The organism is Flagellimonas maritima (assembly GCF_003269425.1).
Lineage (GTDB): Bacteria > Bacteroidota > Bacteroidia > Flavobacteriales > Flavobacteriaceae > Flagellimonas > Flagellimonas maritima.
The window spans coordinates 3,306,338-3,322,293 of the sequence record NZ_CP030104.1; the positions used below are offsets into that span (position 1 = coordinate 3,306,338).

At 38.0% G+C, this 15,956-nt stretch carries 12 protein-coding genes; 7 read left to right on the top strand and 5 right to left on the bottom strand.

Annotation, left to right across the window (positions count from 1 at the left end; all coding sequences use genetic code 11):
* The first annotated feature begins 38 nt into the window (after nt 1–38).
* From HME9304_RS14665 to HME9304_RS14675, 3 genes are all read left to right on the top strand, one after another.
* A complete protein-coding gene (locus HME9304_RS14665; RefSeq protein WP_112379292.1) occupies nt 39–2,099 on the top strand; it encodes a S9 family peptidase in 2,061 nt (686 codons plus the stop codon).
* 68 nt (nt 2,100–2,167) lie between these two features.
* Nucleotides 2,168–3,208 carry a cysteate synthase gene (locus HME9304_RS14670; protein ID WP_112379852.1) on the top strand — a complete coding sequence of 347 codons (1,041 nt, stop codon included), beginning with the start codon at nt 2,168–2,170 and terminating at the stop codon, nt 3,206–3,208.
* 218 nt (nt 3,209–3,426) lie between these two features.
* Nucleotides 3,427–4,686, top strand: coding sequence for a cysteate-C-fatty acyltransferase (locus HME9304_RS14675; protein WP_112379293.1), 1,260 nt, complete (start codon nt 3,427–3,429; stop codon nt 4,684–4,686).
* 57 nt (nt 4,687–4,743) lie between these two features.
* Here HME9304_RS14675 and HME9304_RS14680 read toward each other — a convergent pair whose 3' ends face one another.
* The 4 genes from HME9304_RS14680 to HME9304_RS14695 all read right to left on the bottom strand — a co-directional run bounded on the left by HME9304_RS14680 (nt 4,744) and on the right by HME9304_RS14695 (nt 8,780).
* Nucleotides 4,744–5,691 (bottom strand): alpha/beta hydrolase, encoded by a 948-nt coding sequence (locus HME9304_RS14680; protein ID WP_112379294.1) that lies wholly within the window; start codon nt 5,689–5,691, stop codon nt 4,744–4,746.
* Complete coding sequence (locus tag HME9304_RS14685; RefSeq protein ID WP_112379295.1) at nt 5,688–6,536, bottom strand: alpha/beta hydrolase; 849 nt, start codon at nt 6,534–6,536, stop codon at nt 5,688–5,690. The genes HME9304_RS14680 and HME9304_RS14685 overlap by 4 nt, the downstream gene beginning before the upstream one ends.
* A 65-nt stretch (nt 6,537–6,601) precedes the next feature.
* Nucleotides 6,602–7,720, bottom strand: a complete 1,119-nt coding sequence (locus HME9304_RS14690; RefSeq protein ID WP_112379296.1) for a GTP cyclohydrolase — start codon at nt 7,718–7,720, stop codon at nt 6,602–6,604.
* A gap of 67 nt (nt 7,721–7,787) precedes the next feature.
* Nucleotides 7,788–8,780, bottom strand: coding sequence for a transporter (locus HME9304_RS14695; protein WP_112379297.1), 993 nt, complete (start codon nt 8,778–8,780; stop codon nt 7,788–7,790).
* A gap of 85 nt (nt 8,781–8,865) precedes the next feature.
* Here HME9304_RS14695 and HME9304_RS14700 point away from each other — a divergent pair, with 85 nt between their 5' ends.
* From HME9304_RS14700 to HME9304_RS14715, 4 genes are read left to right on the top strand one after another with little or no spacing between them, the layout of a single operon-like run.
* A complete protein-coding gene (locus tag HME9304_RS14700; protein WP_112379298.1) occupies nt 8,866–9,126 on the top strand; it encodes a DUF4834 family protein in 261 nt (86 codons plus the stop codon).
* Nucleotides 9,127–9,150: 24 nt separating this feature from the next.
* Nucleotides 9,151–11,586 (top strand): YfhO family protein, encoded by a 2,436-nt coding sequence (locus HME9304_RS14705; protein ID WP_112379299.1) that lies wholly within the window; start codon nt 9,151–9,153, stop codon nt 11,584–11,586.
* A complete protein-coding gene (locus HME9304_RS14710; RefSeq protein ID WP_112379300.1) occupies nt 11,586–12,857 on the top strand; it encodes a glycosyltransferase in 1,272 nt (423 codons plus the stop codon). Before HME9304_RS14705 ends, HME9304_RS14710 begins: the two co-directional genes overlap by 1 nt.
* The gene (locus HME9304_RS14715) at nt 12,857–14,317 is read left to right on the top strand and encodes a lipopolysaccharide biosynthesis protein (RefSeq protein ID WP_112379301.1); all 1,461 of its coding nucleotides are present in this window, start codon (nt 12,857–12,859) and stop codon (nt 14,315–14,317) included. Before HME9304_RS14710 ends, HME9304_RS14715 begins: the two co-directional genes overlap by 1 nt.
* Nucleotides 14,318–14,671: 354 nt before the next feature.
* Here HME9304_RS14715 and HME9304_RS14720 read toward each other — a convergent pair whose 3' ends face one another.
* The gene (locus HME9304_RS14720) at nt 14,672–15,925 is read right to left on the bottom strand and encodes a hypothetical protein (RefSeq protein WP_112379302.1); all 1,254 of its coding nucleotides are present in this window, start codon (nt 15,923–15,925) and stop codon (nt 14,672–14,674) included.
* Nucleotides 15,926–15,956 lie beyond the last annotated feature (31 nt).

A 15,956-nucleotide genomic window follows, 5' to 3' on the forward strand; every position in this document is an offset into this window, starting at 1 on the left:
CTTTTGCAGCCTCTTAATAAATCCTGAAGGAAGAATCAATGAACATAAAAGCCCCGATAGCCAAAAAAAAACCAATAAAATTGGAAAAACACGGCGACATTAGAATAGATGATTACTATTGGATGAACGATAGGGAAGATCAAGAGGTAATCGACTATCTAAATTCCGAGAATGCGTATTATGAGAAGATGACTGCGCATACCAAAAAATTTCAGGAAAAACTTTTTCAAGAAATGAAGTCTCGGATAAAGGAAGACGATTCTTCGGTTCCATATAAATACAACGGGTACTGGTACATAACCAAATATAAAGTAGGGCAAGAGTATCCCATCTATTCCAGAAGAAGGGAAAGTATGGATGCCGAGAATGAAATAGTATTCGACTGCAATGAACTGGCAAAGGGACACGATTATTTCAATCTTAAAGGAATCTCCGTAAGTCCTGATAATTCCATGGCATGTTTTGGTGTGGATACCGTATCTAGGCGAGAGTATGATATCCAAATCAAAAATTTAAGAACAGGACAGGTCTACCCGGATAAGATCGAAAAGACGACGGGAAATTCGGTTTGGGGAAATGATGGAAAAACACTCTTTTATTCCAAAAAAGACCCCGTAACCCTACGCTCGAATAAAATTTATAGACATACGCTGGGAACTCCATCGAAGCAAGATGTATTGGTGCACCATGAAGAAGATGAAACCTTCAATACATTTGTGTACAAGACCAAATCGAGAAAATTTATCGTAATCGGCTCTGTCAGTACGTTGACTTCTGAGTACCAGATATTGAATGCGGACACGCCCGAAAAGGATTTCAAAATATTTTCCCCTAGAGAAATTGGGGTTGAATATTCCATTGCCCACTACGATGGCAATTTTTATATACTTACCAATAAGGACAATGCCACCAATTTTAAATTGATGAAAACCTCCGAGGATAAAACTACATCCGATAACTGGGGGGAGTTCATCAAACACAGAAAGCATGTTCTGCTGGAAGATGTGGAAATATTCAAGGACTACTACGTACTTTCCGAACGGGAAAACGGACTGAATAAATTGAGAATCACCAAATGGGATGGCAGATACAGTTATAATCTACCTTTTGAGAGCGAAACGTATGTAGCGGGTACATCGGTAAATGTAGATTTTGATACTAAAGAACTCCGCTATTACTATAATGAAATGGGAGCTCCCTATGCTATCATCGATTTTAACATGGAAACCAGAACCCAAACAATCTTGAAAGAGCAGGAAGTTTTGGGTGGTACTTTTAAGAAGGAGAATTATCGGACAGAACGTTTGTGGACCATAGCGCGTGACGGGGTAAAAGTTCCCATATCACTTGTATACCATAAGGACACGAAGTTGGATGGAACAAGCCCTTTGTTTCAATATGCCTATGGTTCGTATGGTAGTACCATCGACCCTTATTTTTCGTCGATTCGTCTGAGTTTGTTGGATAGAGGTTTTGTTTTTGCCATTGCACATGTAAGAGGGGGGGAGTATTTAGGAAGACCTTGGTACGAAGACGGCAAACTACTGCGCAAGAAAAACACCTTCACGGACTTTATCGATTGTTCCAAGTTTTTGATTGAAAAAAAGTATACAAGTCCCGAACATTTGTATGCCAGTGGAGGTTCTGCAGGGGGATTATTGATGGGAGCCATCATTAATATGGTTCCAGAACTTTACAAAGGTATAATTGCGGCTGTTCCTTTTGTAGATGTTGTTACTACGATGTTGGATGAGACCATTCCCTTGACTACAGGCGAATATGATGAATGGGGGAATCCAGACGACAGAACCTATTATGATTATATGAAATCGTATTCCCCTTATGATAATGTTACAGCACGGGATTATCCAAACATGTATGTTTCAACAGGATTGCACGATTCCCAGGTACAATATTGGGAACCGGCAAAATGGGTCGCTAAACTAAGGGAGCACAAAACGGACAATAACCTTCTTTTCTTGGATACCAATATGGATGCAGGGCATGGAGGTGCTTCAGGGCGTTTCGAAGCATTAAGGGAAACAGTAAAGGAATATACCTTTATTTTAGATTTGGAAGGTAAAATTCCTGTAAAATAAAAAAATGTTATTTTTGCACCGAATAAATTTTGAACAATTTAAGGTTTGTTCCTTACCTAAAACCAGTTATGGGAAAACAGATAGATGCGTATAGCAATATTCTAGATTTAATTGGAAATACCCCCTTAGTTAAGCTTAACAAGATTACAGCGCCCCTCACAGGAAATTTCTACGCAAAGATAGAGTCCTTTAATCCAGGACACTCTTCAAAGGATCGGATTGCAGCCTATATCATTGAGGAAGCTGAGCGCAAAGGTATTCTTAAGCCAGGTAGTACTATCATTGAAACAACATCTGGAAATACAGGATTCAGTCTCGCCATGGTAAGCATCGTTAAGGGGTATAAATGTATATTGGCCGTTAGTTCAAAGTCTTCACCGGATAAAATAGATATGCTTCGCGCTATGGGTGCAAGGGTTTATGTGTGCCCTGCGCACGTAAGTGCAGATGATCCAAGGTCTTATTACGAGGTAGCTAAACGATTGCATAGCGAAACAAATAATTCCATCTACATCAATCAATATTTCAATGCATTAAATATTGAAGCCCATTACAAAACCACTGGTCCTGAAATTTGGAATCAAACCAATGGCAACATAACCCACTTAGTGGCTTGTAGTGGCACTGGAGGAACAATTTCCGGTATTGCACGATATTTAAAAGAGCAAAATTCAAATATTAAAGTTCTTGGTGTGGATGCCTATGGTTCAGTACTCAAAAAGTTTCATGAAACCGGTGAGTTTGACCATAATGAAGTCTATCCATACAGAATTGAAGGATTGGGGAAAAATCTTATTCCTACCGCTACTGATTTTGAAACCATTGACCGCTATGTTAAGGTCTCGGATGGTGAAAGTGCACATATGGCTAGAAAATTAGCACACAAAGAGGGTATGTTTGTAGGTTATACCAGTGGTGCCGCCATGCAAGCAATCTATCAATTGGATACAGAAGGCGAGTTTTCAGAAGATAGCAATATTGTGGTTATTTTTCCAGACCATGGTTCAAGATATATGAGTAAGGTATATAGCAATGAATGGATGGAGAACCAAGGATTTTTTGATACCAAAAATGCCGAGGTTCCAGAAGAAATAGAATACATTGAGTAGTTTATAGTATTTATATTGAAAGTAAATAAGTACATGGCAAGCCTATAAGTCTTTTTTAATAAAAGCATCAAAATACCAAGATAAAAATCGGAGCATTTAAAACTCGATTACCAACTAAAAGCGGCAATGTGTATCATTGCCGCTTTTTTATATGGTAAATTCATTATGTGAGGTTGGCAAAAATCTATATTTTTGCAATTGAATCAAACTAAGGGTAGATGAGAGATTTATTTGATAGAATCATTGAAAACAAAGGTCCTTTGGGAAAATGGGCGTCACAAGCAGAGGGTTATTTTGTATTTCCAAAGCTTGAAGGTCCAATCTCCAATCGAATGAAATTTCAAGGAAAGGATGTCATAACTTGGAGTGTCAATGACTATTTGGGACTCGCGAATCTGCCAGAAATTAAAAAAGTAGACGGTGATGCTGCCTACGAATACGGCTCCGCCTACCCAATGGGGGCCCGTATGATGAGCGGGCACACAGACCATCATGAGCAATTGGAACAAGAATTGGCTCAATTTGTAAATAAAGAAGCGGCCTATCTACTGAATTTTGGTTATCAAGGAATCATGTCCGCTATTGATGCTTTGGTTTCCAAAGATGATATCATCGTGTATGATGTTGATTCACATGCCTGTATTATTGATGGCGTTCGCTTGCACATGGGTAAACGATTTACCTTTAAGCACAATGATGTTGAAAGTCTTGAAAAAAACTTGGAGCGTGCCACTAAAATGGCCGAGCAAACAGGCGGTGGAATCTTGGTTATTTCCGAAGGTGTTTTCGGTATGCGCGGAGAGCAGGGAATATTAAAGGAAATTGTTGCTTTAAAACAGAAATATACGTTCAGGTTATTGGTCGACGATGCCCATGGTTTTGGAACTCTTGGAAAAACAGGTGCTGGGGCAGGAGAAGAGCAAGGCGTTCAAGATGATATTGACGTATATTTTGCCACATTTGCAAAATCAATGGCAAGTATTGGAGCTTTTTTAGCAGCCGACCAAGAAATCATTGATTATTTAAAATACAATCTACGGTCACAAATGTTCGCTAAGTCATTACCTATGATTTATGTAAAAGGAGCATTGAAACGTTTGGATATGTTGCGTACCATGCCCGAGCTTAAAGCTAAGCTATGGGAAAACGTAGATGCGTTACAAAACGGTCTAAAAGAGCGTGGTTTTGATATTGGGACTACAACAAGTTGTGTAACACCTGTCTATTTAAATGGGAGTATTCCAGAAGCAATGGCATTGGTCAAAGATCTTAGAGAGAATTACGGAATATTCTGTTCCATAGTGGTTTACCCAGTTATACCTAAAGGATTGATTCTACTCAGGATGATTCCGACAGCAACGCACACCATGCAAGATATTCTTGAAACGTTGGATGCGTTTTCGGCGATTAGGGAGCGTTTACAAAATGGCACTTATAAAAGGTTATCTGCTGCCGTCGCTGCGGCTATGGGGGAATAATTTTTACTAAGTCCTAAGTTCTAAGCCTTGAGTCTTGATTCCTAAGCTTTTACTAAGTTAGTTTTCAGATTTAATAAAGGCCGTAATTTCTGGTATCAACTTTTCATTTAAAGGTAAATCCGGATTGTTGTAGGTAGCAATATTTTCCATCTTATCCAACTTAGCTGATTTCAGGATATGATTCATTCCATAAATGATAATTTTTTCTGGATTTTTACTGGCTCCTGCCAACATATCAGCATCCTTTACCTTAACCTGGATGTCCGTGGTTCCTTGAATAATTAGAATTGGGCAATCTAATTTTGAAATTTCCTGAGCCGGATCATACCTAAACCAAGAAATCATATAGGGTTGCACGCTTGGTCTAAATAGTGAAAACAGTATTTGAGGGACATCTTCAACGGTTTCACCATTTTCAAGACTTTTTATTATCGGAGATACCTGTTTTATAAGAGATTCAGGTTGTTCTGCATTTAGTTGATTCATAATAATTTCGCCTGCTGGAAACCCAGCTCCCGCCAAGGATATGAATTTAGTTGCTTTGGATCTCTCACAAGCAATCATTCCTATCAACGAACCTTCACTATGTCCCAATACAATTAAATCACTAAATCTTTTATCTTTCTTTAAAAGTGATATCCAGTCAATAACGTCTTCTATATAATTTTCAAATCGTAGCTTTTCCTCAACCAATCCGGCACTTCTACTTTCACCAATACCACGTTTGTCAAAACGTAAAGACGCAATTCCGTCCTCGTGTAACCCTTCTGCCAACATTTTTAAGGAGTTATTGGAGAACATTGGAGAATTTCCGTCCCTATCCGTAGGTCCTGACCCTGCAATAATCAATACCACAGGAATCTTACCAGATGATTCCGGAATCAATAATGTCCCTTCTATAGCTCCTTTTTCCGTTGTCAACGTAATTGATTCTTCCATGAATTGCCCGATTAAGGTGTTTGTGAAAATAAAAGCTGTTAATAGAGCTAGGATGCTAATTTTCATGGTCGATAAATTTGGTTCTGTGCTTTATTAATGAATATGAGGGTTTCCGTTATAGGTTCTGTGCTATCCGTACCGACCCAAAGTAAATGTCCCCATTTATTGTTGTAAAGTTTTAGTTGCGAACAAAGTATGTTTTTTTTAGCGTGATATGCCATAGCTATAGAAACCGTTTTATCATTTTTGCTATGCACTATCAAAGTAGGACATTCTATTTTCAAGTGTGTCCCACTGGTTATATCTTGCTCTAAATCATTTACAAATCCATTACCCGAACTTTGCTTGGAAGTCATCTCTTTTATGGTTTCTATTTCTTTCCGGTCAAAGCTAGCGCCTTTAACGGTAGAAAGCTCTTTGAACAAGGTTTTGGTCATTGTTAGGGGCGTCAACTTAAAAAAAATTCTGAACATTGTCCAAGTGAACTTCTCCATGGCAGGGGAAAATAAAATTTTCCCTTTTCTGTATAAAGCGTCCGATGGCTGTAACCATTTTTTGGTTACCGCGGATAATAGAATCAATTTCTTCACACGGTCTTTATAATTTGCCGCCAACTCAAGAGCTGTAAGACCTCCTGCGGATATACCGATGACCACTACCTTTTCTATTTTTATTTTGTCTAGTAGCGAGATGACCAGACCTGCAGCTTCTTTAGGTGATTCAAAAGTTGACAATGGTGTTTTTCCGTAGCCAGGTCTTGAAGGTGTAATCAATTTGAATTCATCTAAATCAAAACCTTTGTGCCAAAGTGTTTCATCACAATTGCTATGTCCTCCATGCAAGAAAAGAATTGGTTTCCCTTTACCTAAATCGCTGTATTCAATTGTGCCGATTTTTGTTTTGACTATCATACTAAATCATCAAAGAGAGTGGGGAAAGGTTAGTAGGACATAAGCTTCGTTCTTTCATTGAAAGTTTAAAGTTCCTTTTTGTAGGTCCTCCTACGTTTGTGGATAATGGGGTCAAAGTGTTTCCACATTTGCCGTATGGCCGTATTCTCTTCCAATTCTGGGGTACGGATGCAATTAACAATGCCCCTTTCTGAAAAGGTTTTGTGATATTCGTTGAAGATAATGGCGGTAACCCCTTTGTTCTGGTAATCAGGATGTATACCGATAAGATAAAAAATAACGTCTTTGCTTTGTTTTTTTGCTTTCAGGAGGTGAAAAATACCGGTGGGAAACAATCTCCCTTTTGCTTTTTGCAATGCCTTTGAGAAAGAGGGCATTACAATGGCAAAGGCTACCAACTCATTTTGTGCATCTACTACGAACTTTATGTATTCCGGATTAATAAAGCTGATGTATTTCTTTTTAAAATACTCCTTTTGAACATCTGTTATCTTTACAAAAGAAGCAAGACTGGAATACGTATTATTGAAAAGATCAAACATTTTATCCACCCAGGGCATAATTTCCGTACTCTTTTCAAAATTCATTTCTCGTAGACCATATCTTTTCTTAATTAAAAGATTGGCTTTTACAAATAGTTTTGGGTCTGCATTTGACGCCAAAAACTTGTTCTCCAAATATTCCTTCTCCTTTACAAAGCCATGTTTTTCATAATGGGATTGATAGTATGGATGATTGTACCACGTAATCATGGTGCCAATATGGTCAAACCCTTCTATAAGTACGCCAACTTTGTCCAAATTGGAAAAACCAACAGGGCCTTCCATATAATCCAATTGATGGCTCTTTCCAATATCGGCCACCTTTTCCAATAAAGCTTGGGACACCTCAAAGTCATCTACAAAATCAAACCAACCGAACCTCATTTTTTTAAGGTTCTGATCTTTTACTTCCAACCAATTGATGATTGCCGCGACCCGCCCCACAATCTTTCCATTTTTATATGCCAGAAAGAAAGTGGCCTCGGCATTTTTAAAAACTGGATTTTTATTTGGATTAAAAGATTCCAGTTCGTCCTTGATTATGGGAGGTACCCAGTAAGGGGAACCTTTATATAGCGAAAAGGGAAACTTGACAAATTTCTTTAAATCAACTTTGGATTGAACTTCTTTTACGGTGACCATGCATCAACTTTTGAAAGGTCAATATTAGGAATATTCTGTTCAGAAGAAAAATAGATACGGTCAAAACTTAAAAGTCTACATCATCTTTATTTTTTTTGCCCTTTTTCTTCTTTTTCTTTTCTTTTTTCTTTTGGGCATTTCTTGGGATACTTCCGTTTTCGCCTGCTTTTTGATCTTGAATGGCAACCAGCTTATCCTTATGGAAATCCAATCGGTACGAAGCACCCAATACTGCAAAAATACGTGAAGGCGAATCTTTGAATCCTGAGCCTAAATGAAAATCTGCTTGAAAGTTGGGATTAAAAAGGTAGGCCACGCCAGTACGTAAAAGAATATCGGAATATCTATCACTTGATATACCCTGATTTTCAATAAAAACGCTCCATTTGGGATCTCTAAACGAATGGGTAAGGGAGACCGCATAGCTCAATTCAGGAAAATCTGTGCCGATTCGGTCATAGGCTATGTTGGAAATTAAAACAAATCTGGGAGTTAATCTACTTTGTGCCGCTATGGCAGCTCTTGGGGATACAGTTGGGTCAGTGGGATAAAAGGGGTTTTCACCTAAATTAAATGTGGCCCCTGCATACACCGAAACTGCTGGAATCAGATTTTTCCATTGAAATTTATTGTTTGCACGCCAGCTGTAAAGATTTGGCTTATTGTTTTCTGGATTTTTAAAAGGGTCAAAAACCAAATACTTCAAACCCAATCGGTTTCTTGAAAAGTCTGTCCTTGTTTCTTCGGTATCTAAATCTGGAAACGTAATATTTTGGTTGATAAAAGATCCTTCCCATTTAATTTCCAAAGTTTCAAAAAGCAAACCGTATCTAAAAGCAAAATCAGAACCAAAAATATTAGAGTCAGAATTAAAATTAGCATTATCCTGTTGCTCGTAAAGGATTCCTATTTCAGCCTGTATAACGTTTTTTCCCACGGCATAAGCACTGACAGCTCTTCCAGGTCTATTGGAATTTATGACATCCGTATATTGTGCATTTAAAAACAGCGGCACAATTAAAATTATTAGAAGACATTTTTTAATGTTTTGGAAACCCATATAACTGATTTTAATACTATTTTAAGATACTTTCAAGGTTTTTAAAGGACTAACAATGTAATTTTGACGCAATAGCTTTTATTATATGGTTTTATTAAAAACGATTTTAATACTTGTATTAGTATACTACACTATTAAATTACTGGCGAAATGGTTGGTTCCTAAGCTTTTCAGTTATGCAATAAAAAAAACACAGGAACGCTTTGGACAACAATTCGGTAATCATCAGGATTTTGGACCCAGACCCGAACAAAAAGGTGAGACCAAAATTTTTAAAAAACCATTTAAAAAATCCAACCCTTCAAAAAAAGTTGGAGAATATATAGATTTTGAAGAAATTGACTAATATTTGTCTATTCAAAATCAATCCATGAATCTTTCTCCAAAAGCGATTATCACCCATATTTGTGTTATAACTTTCTTTATCCTTGCCTCCTTGGTTTATTTTTATCCCGTCCTTCAGGGCAAGGCCATTTTCCAATCGGACATTGCGCAGTATAAAGGTATGGCCAAAGAGCGAAATGACTTTAAAGAATTGACGGATGAGGAATCTTACTGGACGAATAGTGCTTTTGGAGGCATGCCCACATATCAGTTAGGTGCAAATTACCCCCATGACTACATAAAAAAGCTAGATAGGCTCATACGGTTTTTGCCCAGGCCCGCAGATTATCTTTTTCTGTATTTGGTGGGATTCTACATTTTGATGCTCTGCATGAAGGTCGACTACCGACTCGCCATCTTAGGTGCATTGGCCTTTGGTTTTTCTACATACCTAATCATAATTCTTGGTGTTGGGCACAATGCGAAGGCACATGCTTTAGGATACATCCCTATGGTTTTGGGAGGAATCATTCTCGTATTCCGAAAGAAATATATCCTTGGATTTATACTGACAGCACTTGCCATGGCTTTGGAAATAAGTGCCAACCACTACCAAATGACCTATTACTTTATGCTGTTGGTCTTGGTATTGGGATTGGTCTACCTCATCTATGCCATAAAAAACAAACAGCTAAAACATTATTTTGTCTCTGTAGCAATCATGCTCGCCGCCGTCGCGTTGTCCATTGCTACCAATGCAACAGGGCTGATGGCTACCAAAGAATATGCGGATTGGAGTACACGGGGCACATCTGAATTGACCATTAATCCTGATGGTAGTGCCAAAACATCCCAAGCGGGTCTTGATAAAGAGTACATTACAGAGTATAGTTACGGTATTGCAGAATCGTTGAATTTGTTTGTCCCTGGATTATTTGGTGGTTCAGGCAGTGAAGATTTAGGAAAAAATTCTAAAGCGTATGAGTATTTGATCGAGCAAGGGCTTTCGCCTTCCAAAGCATTGGAATTTTCTAGTGGAATCCCTTTATATTGGGGAAATCAGCCTATAGTAGCAGGACCAGCTTATATTGGTGCCATTATTTTCTTTTTGTTTTTGCTTGGGCTTTTCTTGGTGAAAGGAAAAAAGAAATGGTGGATATTAACGGGTGCAATTCTGGCATTGCTTTTATCTTGGGGCAAAAATTTTCCTGCTCTGACCAATTTTATGATCGATTACTTTCCGTTGTATAATAAGTTCCGAGCAGTATCATCTATTCAAGTGGTGTTGGAACTTTGTTTCCCAATATTGGCAATCTTGGGAATACGGGAGCTATTCAAATCGAAAGTAGATACGACTAAAAAACTAACGGCATTGAAATTTAGCTTTTTCATTACCCTTGGCCTAGGTATCTTGATTTTCTTGCTGAAAGGTTTCTTTGATTTTGAGGGCTTACGGGATGAAACCTACAGAGGTTATTTTGGAGATGAATTAATGACAATGATTCATCGTGATCGTGAAGCAGTATATATTAGCGATACGATTCGTTCATTGCTGTTTGTCATTTTGACGGCAATGGCACTTTGGTTTTTAATAAAAGAGAAAATAGGAAAGAACTTAGTGGTACTTGTTCTTGGCGCTTTGATTTTGTTCGATTTAATAGGAGTGAACCTACGTTACGTCAACGAAGGTGATTTTGTACGCCAACGAAACGTAAACACACCGTTCCAGACCAGTCAGTTAGATCAAATGATCCAGCAAGATAACACAACATTTAGGGTCTTTGACCCGCAGGAAGGTCTGAATGGGGCAAGAACTTCGTATTTCCATAAATCCATTGGAGGATACCATGCCGCAAAACCGAGGCAGTTGCAAAATCTTTTTGAATATCATTTATATCAAAATAATATAGAGGTTTTGAATATGTTGAATGTTAAGTACATCATTCAGCAAGATGAGGAGGGCAATAGTTTTCCTGCAGTAAATGATAACGCAAACGGAAATGCTTGGTTTGTGGAACGTTTGATCCCGGTAAAATCCGCCAACGAAGAAATTCAGAAACTTGAGGGGTTTGATTCAAAATTACAGGCGGTCGTCAATACAAACTCCTATCCGACCCTGACCAAACTTCGTTATGATATAGATTCCTTGGCTACTATCGATTTGGTCGACCATCGGCCCAATTATATTAAATACAAAACCGATAACGCGAACGATGGTTTTGCCGTTTTTTCCGAGATGCATTATCCAAATGGATGGAAAGCTTATATAGATGGGGATTTAAAGGAGCATTACAAAGTCAACTATGCATTGAGAGGACTTAAAGTTCCCGCGGGAAAACATGAAATAGAATTCAAGTTTACACCAAAAGTCGTTGAGACGGGAAGCAAGATTTCCTTGGCCAGTTGCATTTTATTGGGACTTATCATTGTTGGTGGCATAGGATTTTCGTTCCGTTCCAAAAAAGCTAAAACCAAGCCCTGATGCATAAAGTTTTGGTCATAGCCTATTATTGGCCGCCAGCTGGCGGGCCAGGTGTACAACGATGGTTGAAATTCGTAAAATATTTGAGGGATTTTGATATTGAACCTATCGTTTACGTGCCTGAAAACCCTAGCTATCCCATTACCGATACGAATCTGGTGAAAGAAGTCCCCGATGGCATACAAGTTTTAAAACAGCCAATTCATGAACCTTATGCCTGGGCTTCATTGTTATCAAAAAGAAAAACAAAGACCATCAGTTCTGGAATCATCCCAGAAAAGAAACCCTCCTTTATAGAGAAACTGCTTTTATGGATTCGTGGTAATCTTTTTATTCCGGATGCACGTGTATTTTGGGTAAAGCCATCAATAAAGTATGTGTTGGGTGTCTTGGAAGAACAACAAATCGATACCGTAATTACAACTGGGCCACCACATAGTGTTCATCTGATTGGATTGGGATTAAAAAAAAGACAAGCTGAAATTATGTGGATAGCCGATTTTAGAGATCCATGGACATCCATAGGGTACCACAACAAGTTAAGATTATCAAAGTCCTCTCAAGAAAAGCATAAAAATCTGGAACGCACGGTTCTAAAATCAGCGGATAAAATAATAGTGACCAGTGCCACGACCAAAAAAGAATTTGAAGAAATTACTAGTAAACCGATTAAGGTCATTACGAATGGATTTGATAATGAACTCAATGAAATCGAATTGGATTCCGATTTTACGATTTCACATATTGGTTCGCTGCTAACAGGACGAAATCCAATGGTACTTTGGAAGGTCTTAAAAAGTCTTGTCAATGAAAACCATTCTTTTCAAAGGAAATTAAAGATTCAATTAGCCGGTGTAGTAGGGAAAGAGGTAATGGAATCTATTCACATGTATGGTTTGCGTCCGTATGTTGAATGTCTGGGCTATCTCTCCCATGACAACGTATTAAAAGTGCAGCAAAAATCACAAGTACTGTTACTATTGGAAATCGATTCGGAAGAAACCACGGGTATCATCCCAGGAAAGTTATTTGAATACTTGAACGCGAAACGGCCTATCCTGGCCATTGGCCCCCAAGGTTGGGAAGCTGGACAAATTGTTGAAGACTCCAAGGCAGGAGCAGTTTTTCTACAACAAAACGAAGATGCCTTAAAAGATGTACTTTTAAAATGGTTCTCCGCTTTTGAAAACGGAGAACTAAAAATAAGTTCTAGTAAGATAGAGCAATATCACAGAAGAGAATTAACCAAAGTATTGGCAAATTATATCTAATGGGAATCGTTTTAAAACAATCTTTAAAAAATATAACGATTACCTATGTGGGCTTTGCTTTTGGAGCTGTAAATACGCTTTTTCTCTACACTCAAATTCTACCTGATGAATATTATGGTCTGGTGACATTTATCCTAGCATCGGGTGCGATATTAATGCCACTTATGGCCTTCGGTGTGCAAAACACAATGGTCAAGTTTTACAGTAACTATCAAGATAAGGAAAAGGATGGTTTTTTAACGCTGATGCTGTTGACTCCCTTGCTGGCCATCATACCTCTGGCTTTGATTACATTTTTTTTTAATAATGCCATCGGAGATCTGGTTTCAAAAGTTAATCCGATGGTCAAACACTATATCTGGTATGTGTTTTTTGTAGGCTTGTCCATGGGATATTTTGAGGTGTTCTACGCATGGTGCAAAGTGCATCTTAAATCTGTTTTTGGAAATTTCATGAAAGAAGTTTTTGGTAGGATAGGGGTTTCCGTATTGTTGCTGCTGTTGTATTATGAGGTAATTTCTTTGGCTATCTTTTTTAAACTCTTGGTCGGTCTATATCTTTTGAGAGCTGTTATCATTAAAATTTATGCATTTAGTATTCGTAAACTCAGGTTGGATTTCAACTTTCCGTCCAATACAAAGGAGATTCTTTTATACACTTTTTTAATCATTCTTGGGGGCTCCGCCGCATTGATATTAGTGGAAATAGATAAGGTAATGCTCAATCAATTTATTAAAATTGAAAATGTGGCCTACTATGGAGTAGCTGCATATATCGCCACTGTTATTATTGTTCCCTCTAGGGCAATGCACCAAATAACGTACCCATTGACCGCCGAACTTTTGAATTCCGGAAATCATTTTGCGCTGGAAATCTTGTACAAGAAAACATCGCTGACCCTATTTATTGCTTCTGGTATTCTTTTTATTTTAATACTACTGAATCTGAACGATCTGTACCTACTTTTGCCCGAAGCGTATCGAAATGGATTCTACATTGTATGCTTGATCGGACTTGCCAGGGTATTCGATTCTGTGCTTGGTAACAATAATTCTATTTTATACAATTCAAAACATTATAGGACGGTTTTAATTTTTGGAGTCTGTCTTGCGTTGTTGACCATTATTCTCAATTATATTCTTATACCTGTATTGGGTCTTGAAGGTGCAGCATTGGCCAGTTTTATTTCGATATTTATTTTCAATTTGGTAAAACTGATTTTCGTAAAGGTAAAATTCGGTTTTTTGCCGTTTACGCACGCTACGTTCAAGATTTTTGTAACGCTTGTGTTTTTGGCCGTATTATTCTATACCATACAGTTTCCGTTTCATCCCATAGTCAATATCATGATAAAATCGATTTTAATCGTTGTGACCTATTTGGGTATTTTGTTCCGTTTTCAAATCTCAGAGGATGTATCAGGTATTCTTTCGAAGTGGTTGAAAAGGAGGGAAGAGTAGATGAACAGGGCGATCAAAGTATTTGAAGAATCAAGGTCGCTTTGCTAAAAGGACAAAGAAGCTGGATTTTTTGTAATGGTTCTTGGTTCCTGCATCTTAACACTTGAAACCTTACACTTGTTTCGTTCCAGGGTTTGACATAAGGGGTGTAATCAAAATTGGGCTTAGGGGAATCTTGAACTATTAAACCATCCTTTAAAGAAAAACCCCGTAGCGGATAAATCCAACTACGGGGTAAACAACTAACCAACCTAAAAACTATCGTTATTCGATAATCGAGATTTAAAAGCTCCGAAACTTACTTCGATAATACTATATGGTTATCTCACTAATTTATGGGGCTATCCCAAAAATTTACTGAACTCTAGAACTTCTTGTTCTAGTACTTGAAGTATTACTTCTTCTAGAACTATTGTTTCCAGTACTCCTTTTTACTGTAGTAGTTCTTGTGCTTTTGGAAACAGTTCTTTTGGGAGAACTACTTCTGCTTGCAACCGACCTACTGCTTGTGCTCTTTCTGGCCTCTGGCCTTTTGTACGTATTTTTAGTACTGCGAGTCACTGTTTTACTTCTTGGTGTAGAGGTAACCTGTCTTCTGGTAACAGTCCTGCTGTTTGGCTTTTGTGCAACCTCCTTCTTGGTTACCGTTCTACTGGTATTACTCCTAGATGCAACATTTCCTCTTCTATAATCACTCTGTTTTACTGTTCTAGTACTTCTATTATTTCTAGCTACAGTATTACTGGAACGATTTGCGGTAGTACCTCGTCTGTTGTTTGTTTGAGCTACAGACCTTCGTGTAGTAGAACTTCTGTTTGCACTACTAAACCTATTATTGTTATTAGACTTACCGACATTTCGACCTGTAGATCTATTGCTTCTGGATGCAACACCCGCTCTTCTTACATTATTGTCATTTCTTACTGCAACCCTTCTATCATTTCTATAGATATCAGATCTTCTATTTCTATTAAATCTATATTCTCTTCCAACTTGTGCGTAAGCTCTACGAACATTGTTCCTATATGGTCTGTGCCATGTATATCTTACAGGTGCATAATATCTTCTATAAGGAGTGGTCCAAACATTGCAAAAATTTACTGCAGGTCTGGCAAACCATCTGTGAAATGGTCTATACACATAACGTCTGTTATAAATATTAATGAATCCCGTATGATGACTAAAAGCTCCACCATTGTAAAAAACATTCAATCCACCAAGTCTTCTGACCCTACCATTCCTGTACCATACATCTACACTACCAATTTGAGAAACACGACCATAGAAATCATAAAATATTGGAGTATTTTCAACTTGGATTACAGCTCCAAAATCATCAAACTGAACAAAAGGATTATAATCGAAACCTGAATTAAAGGTGATACCGACGTTCCCAACCTGGGCACCGATACCTACATTAACGCGATTATCAACGTAAAAATCGAATTCCCCGTCAGGATAAACTGAAAACGTTACGCCATCCTCAATAAAAATGAACGAATTTCCGTAACGATAATTGACGGTAGCAACCTTATCTTCAACCGTTGCGGCCTTGGTAAAAACTGTACCAAAAAAAACCGCTGCAATAATAAGTACTGACTTTTTCATACTATAAGGTTTTAAGTTCTGGAAGTAACTA

What these genes read in the sequence shown, in the direction of transcription:
- HME9304_RS14665 (WP_112379292.1), top strand. Translation starts at nt 39, where the DNA reads ATGAACATAAAAGCCCCGATAGCCAAAAAAAAACCAATAAAATTGGAA.
- HME9304_RS14670 (WP_112379852.1), top strand. Translation starts at nt 2,168, where the DNA reads ATGGGAAAACAGATAGATGCGTATAGCAATATTCTAGATTTAATTGGA.
- HME9304_RS14675 (WP_112379293.1), top strand. Translation starts at nt 3,427, where the DNA reads ATGAGAGATTTATTTGATAGAATCATTGAAAACAAAGGTCCTTTGGGA.
- HME9304_RS14680 (WP_112379294.1), bottom strand. Translation starts at nt 5,691, where the DNA reads ATGAAAATTAGCATCCTAGCTCTATTAACAGCTTTTATTTTCACAAAC.
- HME9304_RS14685 (WP_112379295.1), bottom strand. Translation starts at nt 6,536, where the DNA reads ATGATAGTCAAAACAAAAATCGGCACAATTGAATACAGCGATTTAGGT.
- HME9304_RS14690 (WP_112379296.1), bottom strand. Translation starts at nt 7,720, where the DNA reads ATGGTCACCGTAAAAGAAGTTCAATCCAAAGTTGATTTAAAGAAATTT.
- HME9304_RS14695 (WP_112379297.1), bottom strand. Translation starts at nt 8,780, where the DNA reads ATGGGTTTCCAAAACATTAAAAAATGTCTTCTAATAATTTTAATTGTG.
- HME9304_RS14700 (WP_112379298.1), top strand. Translation starts at nt 8,866, where the DNA reads ATGGTTTTATTAAAAACGATTTTAATACTTGTATTAGTATACTACACT.
- HME9304_RS14705 (WP_112379299.1), top strand. Translation starts at nt 9,151, where the DNA reads ATGAATCTTTCTCCAAAAGCGATTATCACCCATATTTGTGTTATAACT.
- HME9304_RS14710 (WP_112379300.1), top strand. Translation starts at nt 11,586, where the DNA reads ATGCATAAAGTTTTGGTCATAGCCTATTATTGGCCGCCAGCTGGCGGG.
- HME9304_RS14715 (WP_112379301.1), top strand. Translation starts at nt 12,857, where the DNA reads ATGGGAATCGTTTTAAAACAATCTTTAAAAAATATAACGATTACCTAT.
- HME9304_RS14720 (WP_112379302.1), bottom strand. Translation starts at nt 15,925, where the DNA reads ATGAAAAAGTCAGTACTTATTATTGCAGCGGTTTTTTTTGGTACAGTT.